General features: G+C 45.6%; 8 protein-coding genes. 5 read left to right on the forward strand and 3 right to left on the reverse strand.

Annotated features, from left to right (window positions below; translation table 11 throughout):
- Window positions 1-20 precede the first annotated feature (20 nt).
- On the reverse strand, window positions 21-1001 hold the full coding sequence (locus B3182_RS13940) for an ABC transporter permease (protein ID WP_292357537.1): 981 nt from the start codon (window positions 999-1001) through the stop codon (window positions 21-23).
- A 202-nt stretch (window positions 1002-1203) separates the two neighbouring features.
- Here B3182_RS13940 and B3182_RS13945 point away from each other — a divergent pair, with 202 nt between their 5' ends.
- The 4 genes from B3182_RS13945 (at window position 1204) to B3182_RS13960 (ending at window position 3993) form a co-directional block, all read left to right on the forward strand.
- Complete coding sequence (locus tag B3182_RS13945; RefSeq protein ID WP_292357538.1) at window positions 1204-1563, forward strand: rhodanese-like domain-containing protein; 360 nt, start codon at window positions 1204-1206, stop codon at window positions 1561-1563.
- 26 nt (window positions 1564-1589) lie between these two features.
- On the forward strand, window positions 1590-2339 hold the full coding sequence (locus B3182_RS13950; RefSeq protein WP_292357540.1) for a hypothetical protein: 750 nt from the start codon (window positions 1590-1592) through the stop codon (window positions 2337-2339).
- Between the two features lie 78 nt (window positions 2340-2417).
- Entirely contained in the window at window positions 2418-3266 is an 849-nt protein-coding gene (locus tag B3182_RS13955; RefSeq protein WP_292357542.1) for a DUF692 domain-containing protein, read from the forward strand.
- The gene (locus B3182_RS13960) at window positions 3250-3993 is read left to right on the forward strand and encodes a DNA-binding domain-containing protein (protein ID WP_292357544.1); all 744 of its coding nucleotides are present in this window, start codon (window positions 3250-3252) and stop codon (window positions 3991-3993) included. The genes B3182_RS13955 and B3182_RS13960 overlap by 17 nt, the downstream gene beginning before the upstream one ends.
- Before the next feature lie 62 nt (window positions 3994-4055).
- On the opposite strand, the gene B3182_RS13965 is transcribed toward B3182_RS13960, so the two are convergent.
- Entirely contained in the window at window positions 4056-4688 is a 633-nt protein-coding gene (locus B3182_RS13965; RefSeq protein ID WP_014707368.1) for a bifunctional 4-hydroxy-2-oxoglutarate aldolase/2-dehydro-3-deoxy-phosphogluconate aldolase, read from the reverse strand.
- 31 nt (window positions 4689-4719) lie between these two features.
- On the reverse strand, window positions 4720-6543 hold the full coding sequence (edd, locus tag B3182_RS13970) for a phosphogluconate dehydratase (RefSeq protein ID WP_292357546.1): 1824 nt from the start codon (window positions 6541-6543) through the stop codon (window positions 4720-4722).
- A gap of 427 nt (window positions 6544-6970) precedes the next feature.
- On the opposite strand from edd, the gene trmB reads away from it, so the two are divergent.
- Window positions 6971-7490: tRNA (guanosine(46)-N7)-methyltransferase TrmB (gene trmB / locus B3182_RS13975; protein WP_292753158.1), on the forward strand; the 520-nt coding region annotated here is incomplete at its 3' end.

The raw sequence follows: 7490 nt of genomic DNA on the forward strand, positions 1-7490 counted from the left end.
TGCGTATATCAATATTTGAATCAGCCATCCATTCGTACCCGTGGATCAACAAAAGTATAAGAAATATCGGTCAGTAACAGACCTACGATATATAAGACTGAGCCAAGAAACACCATGGCTCGCACAATGGCAAAATCCTGAGCATGGATGGCGTCAATGGTATAACTGCCCAGGCCTGGAATACCAAAGAATGACTCCAGAATCAGACTGCCCATAAACAAGGTTGGTATTACCACTACCGCGCCAGTCAGAATTGGAATCATCGCGTTTTTTAAAACATGCTGAAACAAAACCCGCACTTCAGATAAGCCTTTTGCTCTGGCGGTGCGGACGTAATCCTTGGAAATTTCTTCCAGAAATAAAGTGCGGTACCAGCGGGATCCCGAGCCAATACCTGAAACAATGCCAATCGCTACCGGTAAAATCAGGAATTTTATCGTACTGAAGCCTTCACCGAAGCCCGAGATAGGTACCAGCTGCATGACTTTGCCGATAACAAACTGCCCGGCAATAATGTAGAACAGACTGGATATCGACATTAAAACAACACACAGCACTACCCCACCGAGATCAACATAAGTTGCCCGAAAAAACACCATCATCAACGCAAAGGTAATATTGACCAGCAAACCAACGATAAATACCGGAATGGCGATCGCCAGACTGGGCCACATACGGGTTTTGATATCATCACCGATATCACGCCCATCATCGGCCTGACCAAATTCAAAGCTGAATAACGCCAGTGATTTATCAAAAAAAATGGTATCGGTGAGTTTTTCGAAACCTTCGGCGGATTCATTCCACAGCAAATCCCGGTCGTAACCACGTTCCTGTTTCCAGGTCGTAATCGCCTGTTCAGTAATGTAACGTTCGCCCAGTTGCATTCGCGCCATATCATCTGGCGTATTAACCATAAAAAATAATGCAAATGTCAGTGCGTTGACACCCAGCAATATAGGAAAGGCATACAGGATACGGCGAATAATATAGGCCAGCATAATTGTCTCAGGCACTGATATAACATTCTGGATAAGGTCATAACGAATTATGGCTTTGGCAGATGTTGGTCAGCTGGGTTACAAAATTAAAGAAAAAACATTGTAACAGCGCAACCCTCAATTGGGTTATCAAGCAATTGGTTTCTTTGACAACTATTAATGATTACTATGGTCACAGGTTTAAATCATTCAGGAGTATCGCATGGCAAAAACAGCATCGGATCTGGTACAGGCAGCAAAAGCATCCATACAGCAAATCAGTGTTTCCCAGTCACAGCAAATGCTGGACGATGACAGCATTGCTCTGGATGTACGTGAGCCTGAAGAGTTCGCTAAGGGTCATATCGCTGATGCCAGACATATTCCTCGCGGCATGCTGGAGTTTTCAATAGAGACACATCCCGATTTTCAGGATAAAACACGTCCTATTGTGGTGTATTGCAAATCAGGCGGTCGCAGTGCATTGGCAACAGCAACCTTGCAACAGCTTGGGTTTACCAATGTCTATTCAATGATCGGGGGCTATGATGCATGGTCTGCGGCATCGAATGATGCTGATTAATTAAACAAGTCTGGAGGGGGAGAGACATGTACACACGCTTTTGGGTAATTATTGCGCTAATGATGGTCAGCCTGTCAGCTATCGCTGCAGAAACAGAGATCATGGTCAGAGCGAAAGCAGTTGATTCGAAATTTATTGGCACCAGTGTCGGTGGTATTCGCGCCATCGTTGAAGATGCTGAAACAGGTGAAATTCTCGATGAAGGATGGATAAACGGTGGCACTGGCGATACAGCGGTGCTTATCGAAAACCCATTAAAACGTGGCGAACGACTGACAGATGATAAAACGGCCGGTTTTTTAGCGAAAGTGGATATTGATGCACCAAGATTACTGCGATTTAAATTAATCGGACCTTATGGTTATCAGCAGGCCTATCAGGAAGCCAGCTTGACCAGCTGGGTGGTGCCTGGAAAAGATATTCTGGGTGATGGCATTATCATTACCATGACCGGCTTTATTGTGGATGCCTGGACCCGTGTTCTGGAGAATGGTCAGGTTGATATTTACACCAAAGCTTCATTGCTCTGTGGTTGCCCAATCACCAAAGACGGTCATTGGCAGTCTGATAATTATGAAGCCAGAGCTATTCTGATGCGCGATGAAGAAACTATTGATGAAGTAACACTGGACTTTACCGGACCAGCTGGCACGTTCAGCGGTAAAACCACGATTACCGAACCCGGCCACTACAAAGCGGTTGTCTATTTATACGATGCAAAAACCGGAAACGTAGGCGTTGATCGTGCGATGTTTGAAATTCCGGAGGCGGAATAAAACCGATTGGCAATTCAGTTGTAACAAATCGCATCAAGATGAGTCTCTTTAATTACTTTTATGAATAAGAGTTTCAGCATGAGATCACAAGGTTATGCAGTCAATGGAGCTGGTCTGGGTTTAAGACGCAGTTTCATTGATGAAATCATGCAGCTGGATCACCCGCCTATCGACTTTATTGAGGTCGCACCAGAAAACTGGATGGAAATGGGCGGTCGGCTGGGCAAAAAACTGCGGGCATTCAGTGAGCGTTTTCCAATGCTATGTCATGGTCTTTCGTTATCACTTGGCAGCCCTGCTCCGCTGGATGAGGCGTTTGTTAAACGTATTAAACACTTTCTGGATCAGCATCAGGTTCGTCTCTACAGTGAGCATCTGAGCTATTGCAGTGATGAGGGTCACCTTTACGATTTGATGCCTATTCCGTTCACTGACGAGGCTGTTGAGCATGTCGCAGAACGCATTCTTCGGGTTCAGGATATTCTGCAACGCCGACTGGTTATCGAGAATGTATCGTACTACGCGGCACCAGGCCGGCAGATAGACGAAATTGAATTTATTAATGCAATACTGGAAAAAGCCGATTGTGAGTTGTTACTTGATGTGAATAACGTCTATGTAAACAGCATTAATCACGGTTATGACGCTAATGCTTATATTGACGCACTTAACAGTAAACGTATCGCTTACCTGCATATTGCCGGTCACTATAATGAAGCAGAAGATCTGATTATCGATACCCATGGTGCAGATGTAATTGATCCGGTTTGGCAACTGCTTGAGCATACTTACCAGCAACATGGAGTGATTCCGACGTTGCTGGAACGGGATTTTAATATCCCTGCTCTCAACACGCTGTTTGAAGAAGTCGGTCACATTCGAGATATCCAATCACAATATCGATCTGAACATGCAGCAAGCGCCTGATTTTAAAACTACCCAACAGCAGTTCACCGCCCATCTGCGTGATCCAGAGAGCATCCCTGAGCCAGCCGATGTTGAATCGCGGCGCATGGCTATTTATCGGCGGCTGATTTATAACAATATTGAAAGCTTTTTAAGCACGGCCTGTCCGGTATTGAAACAAATTCTGGGGGAAATTGCCTGGCATGCACTGGCACGTGACTTTATTCGTGAGCATCGGTGCAGTTCACCCTTATTTAATGATATTGCCCGCGAGTTTGTGCATTATCTCGAAGAACATCCGCAGCAGTATCAGACGTTGCCTTTTCTTGCTGAGCTCGCCCATTACGAATGGGCTGAGTTGGCGCTCGGAATTGCCAATGCGGATTTTGTGAAGCGTGAAGTGACTGAACAGCAAGATATCCTGCAACTCTCTCTGCAACGCTCCCCCCTGAGCTGGACTTTTGCTTATGATTACCCCGTGCATCAAATCGGGCCGGATAATCTGCCTGATAAAGCTGCCGAAACGCCATTTTTTCTGTTGTTATATCGAAATGCTGATGATCAGGTGAAGTTTATTGAGCTTAATCCCGTTAGTGCACGGTTACTTGATCTATTAGATGACGGTCAGACTGGCCAGCAAGCCGCTGAAGCCATTTCTGAGGTATTGCAGCATCCCAACCCCGAAGTTGTGTTACAAGGCGCAAAACAGTTGATAGAGGACTGGTTGGAACGCGGCATTGTGATCTAAAGACATAAAAAAACCGGACTGGTAAACCAGCCCGGTTTTAATCTAACTAAATCCTGTTGCTTTTAGTTAGTAGCAAGCTCAATGGCTTCAGCCGCTAAACGGGTAATTTCATCCCAGTTTTCCGCTTCTACCAGATTCGCTGCACACATCCATGAACCGCCTACACAACCTACGTTAGGTAAGCTGTAGTAGTTTTTCACATTCTTCTGACTGACACCGCCGGTTGGGCAGAACAGAATTTGTGGAATTGGGGCACCAATTGATTTCAGCATGGGTACACCGCCAGCCGCTTCAGCCGGGAAGAACTTCATCGCGGTAATGCCACGCTCTAATAAGCGCATGGCTTCACTAGGATTGGCTACGCCCGGTAATAAAGGCACACCGGTTTTTAATGCGGCTTCAATCAAGGTATCTGTGGTACCAGGACTGACAATAAATTCTGCACCCGCATCAATCGCTGCATTTAACGTTTCGATGTTGATAATGGTCCCAGCACCGACAATCGCATCTGGCACTTCAGCTTTAATACGACGGATGGATTCCAGCGCTGCATCAGTGCGCAGCGTGATCTCCAATACTTTCAGACCACCTTTGACCAACGCATTGGCCAAAGGCACTGCATGTTCAACATTATTAATAACCATCACCGGGACAATCGGTGAAACTTGCATAATTTCGTGAATCGTTTTGCTCATAAAAAATAGATATCCCTAATTCTGGTGAAGATTATTCAACGTTGAACATATTGATAGCGCCTTCTTCAGCTGAAGATACGCCTGCCCGGAAACTGTCAAACAATTCGCGACCACTACCGTAATGATGTTCAGTATTGGCCATCATGCAAGACAGACGAGCATTAAACTCTTCATCATCTACCAGCACATTCATAATGCCTCTTTCGGTATCGAGATGAATAATATCGCCATCTTTGATTCGGGTCAGTGGACCACCTTCTGCAGATTCAGGACACATTTGAATGGCAGACGGGACTTTACCTGACGCACCAGACATACGACCGTCAGTGACCAACGCCACTTTAAATCCACGATCCTGTAATACGCCCAGCGGTGAACTGAGTTTATGCAGTTCCGGCATACCATTGGATTTTGGTCCCTGGAATCGTAAGACCACGATAACGTCTCTTTCCAGTTCGCCATTTTTGAATGCAGCAACGGCATCGTCCTGATCATCAAATACCAGAGCAGGTGCCTCTACAACACGATGCTCAACATCTACCGCAGAAACTTTCGATACGCCACGTCCCAGATTACCTTTAATCAGATGTACACCACCTGACTTGGCAAACGGTTGTTCAACTGTGCCAATAACTTCTTTATCCAGGGATTCTTTAGGACCTTCCTGCCAAATCAGTTTGCCATCAATGATTTTTGGCTCCTGACTGTATTGTTTCAAGCCTTTTTCATTACCAACCGTAATGATGTCTTCGTGTAACAAGCCCTGAGATAATAATTCCTGAATTAATACGCCCATGCCACCAGCTGCCTGGAAGTGATTCACATCGGCACTGCCGTTTGGATAGACTCGGCTTAATAAAGGAATGATTTGTGACAGACGATCAAAATCGTCCCAGTTGATTAAGATACCGGCAGCCCGGGCTACTGCAACAATGTGCATGGTGTGGTTGGTTGAACCACCCGTTGCCAGCAGGCCAATAATCGCATTAAGAATTGCTTTTTCATCGATCATATGACCGATTGGACGGTAATCGTTACCCAGTGCGGTAAATTTCAATACCTGACGGGCTGCTTCTTTCGTTAATTCGTCACGTAATGGGGTATTAGGATTGATAAACGTACCACCCGGCAAATGCAGCCCCATGATTTCAACCATCATCTGGTTGCTGTTGGCCGTACCGTAGAAAGTACAGGTACCAGGACTATGGTAAGACTCTGACTCTGCTTTAAGCAGTTCTTCGCGACCTACTTTGCCTTCAGCAAACAATTGGCGGATACGAACTTTTTCTTTATTCGGCAGACCACTTGGCATCGGACCTGCCGGCACAAAGATGGTCGGCAAATGACCGAAGCTTAACGCCCCGATCAACAAGCCAGGTACGATCTTGTCACAGACACCCAGCATCATTGCGGCATCAAACATATTATGACTTAGACCGACAGCTGTGGACATTGCGATGACATCACGGCTGAACAGCGACAGATCCATACCCGGATAACCCTGAGTAATACCATCACACATCGCCGGTACACCGCCAGCAAACTGGGCAACCCCACCAGCTTCGTTGGCAGCTTCTTTGATAAGTGGCGGAAAGTCCTTATAAGGTTGATGTGCAGAAAGCATATCGTTATAAGCTGAAATAATGCCGATATTGGCTTTTTTGTCACCAGCCAGATCACTTTTTTCAGTTGCTGCACAGGCAGCAAAACCATGAGCCAGATTACCACAGCCAAGCGTCAGACGATGAGGACCCTGCCCTGCAGCTTCGTCAACACGAGCAAGATAAGCCGTGCGAGTTTTTTTACTTCTTTCGATCACTTCGTTGGTGAGCGAGTCTAAAACTGGATGAACCATAAAGTTAAGTCTCTCTTTCGTTTACTTGTACTATCGAAGTAGCGGGATTTGAGGCCGCTTGATTGCAGCGGCGTTTATCCATCAGATCTAATATTCAGACAGCGCATTATAGTCCTTATCACTCTTTTTCGCACTGTTTCTGGGCTTATGTCATCTTAATGCTCAAATACCTGCTTTTGGTTTTATTGTTGCCGTACCGCATCAATCGCAGAAAAATACTGGGTTAGCTGTTTAATGATTTGTCATTTATGGGACAACTTCCCAACGCTAAAATCTGCACATAGTTGGTATTTAGAACATCAATTTTTGCAAACTGCGGCAGTTAAATGCATCGCCATAAGGATTTTCCAGTAGTGCTTCGGTATGATGTCACGCTGTTTTTCATCGACATATCGATGAGTTACCACTTAATTGAAAGGTGAATTCAATGACCGAAGGTAAACGCCTCCGTCAGGTAAAAAGCTTTGTGAAACGTGAGGGTCGCTTAACCCCTGGTCAACAAAAAGCACTGGATGTTTTATGGCCAAAGTTTGGTATTGAAGCCGATAACCAACCTATTGATATGCAAGCGCTGTTTGGGCGTAACGCTCCAGTGGTGTTTGAAATCGGATTTGGTAATGGTGCTTCGTTGATTGAAATGGCCATCCACCAACCAGAGAACGACTTCATTGGCGTGGAGGTCCATCGACCAGGTGTGGGGCAACTGTTAAAAGCTATCGAAGAAAATAATTTAACTAATGTGCGGGTGGCATGCACGGATGCCGTGGAATTACTCAAAAATCAGGTTGCGGATAATACTCTGCATCGCGTGCAACTATATTTTCCGGATCCCTGGCATAAAAAACGTCATCATAAACGTCGAATTATCCAGCCAGCCTTTGTTAACGTCCTGGCACAAAAAATACAGTCGGGCGGTTTTCTGCATATGGCAACAGACTGGCAGGATT

Origin of the sequence: Methylophaga sp. UBA4204, assembly GCF_002379485.1 — a bacterium.
Lineage (GTDB): Bacteria > Pseudomonadota > Gammaproteobacteria > Nitrosococcales > Methylophagaceae > Methylophaga.

Excerpts from the sequence above, each read along its gene's own strand:
- B3182_RS13940 (WP_292357537.1), bottom strand. The coding sequence starts at position 1,001 with ATGCTGGCCTATATTATTCGCCGTATCCTGTATGCCTTTCCTATATTG.
- B3182_RS13945 (WP_292357538.1), top strand. The coding sequence starts at position 1,204 with ATGGCAAAAACAGCATCGGATCTGGTACAGGCAGCAAAAGCATCCATA.
- B3182_RS13950 (WP_292357540.1), top strand. The coding sequence starts at position 1,590 with ATGTACACACGCTTTTGGGTAATTATTGCGCTAATGATGGTCAGCCTG.
- B3182_RS13955 (WP_292357542.1), top strand. The coding sequence starts at position 2,418 with ATGAGATCACAAGGTTATGCAGTCAATGGAGCTGGTCTGGGTTTAAGA.
- B3182_RS13960 (WP_292357544.1), top strand. The coding sequence starts at position 3,250 with ATGCAGCAAGCGCCTGATTTTAAAACTACCCAACAGCAGTTCACCGCC.
- B3182_RS13965 (WP_014707368.1), bottom strand. The coding sequence starts at position 4,688 with ATGAGCAAAACGATTCACGAAATTATGCAAGTTTCACCGATTGTCCCG.
- edd (WP_292357546.1), bottom strand. The coding sequence starts at position 6,543 with ATGGTTCATCCAGTTTTAGACTCGCTCACCAACGAAGTGATCGAAAGA.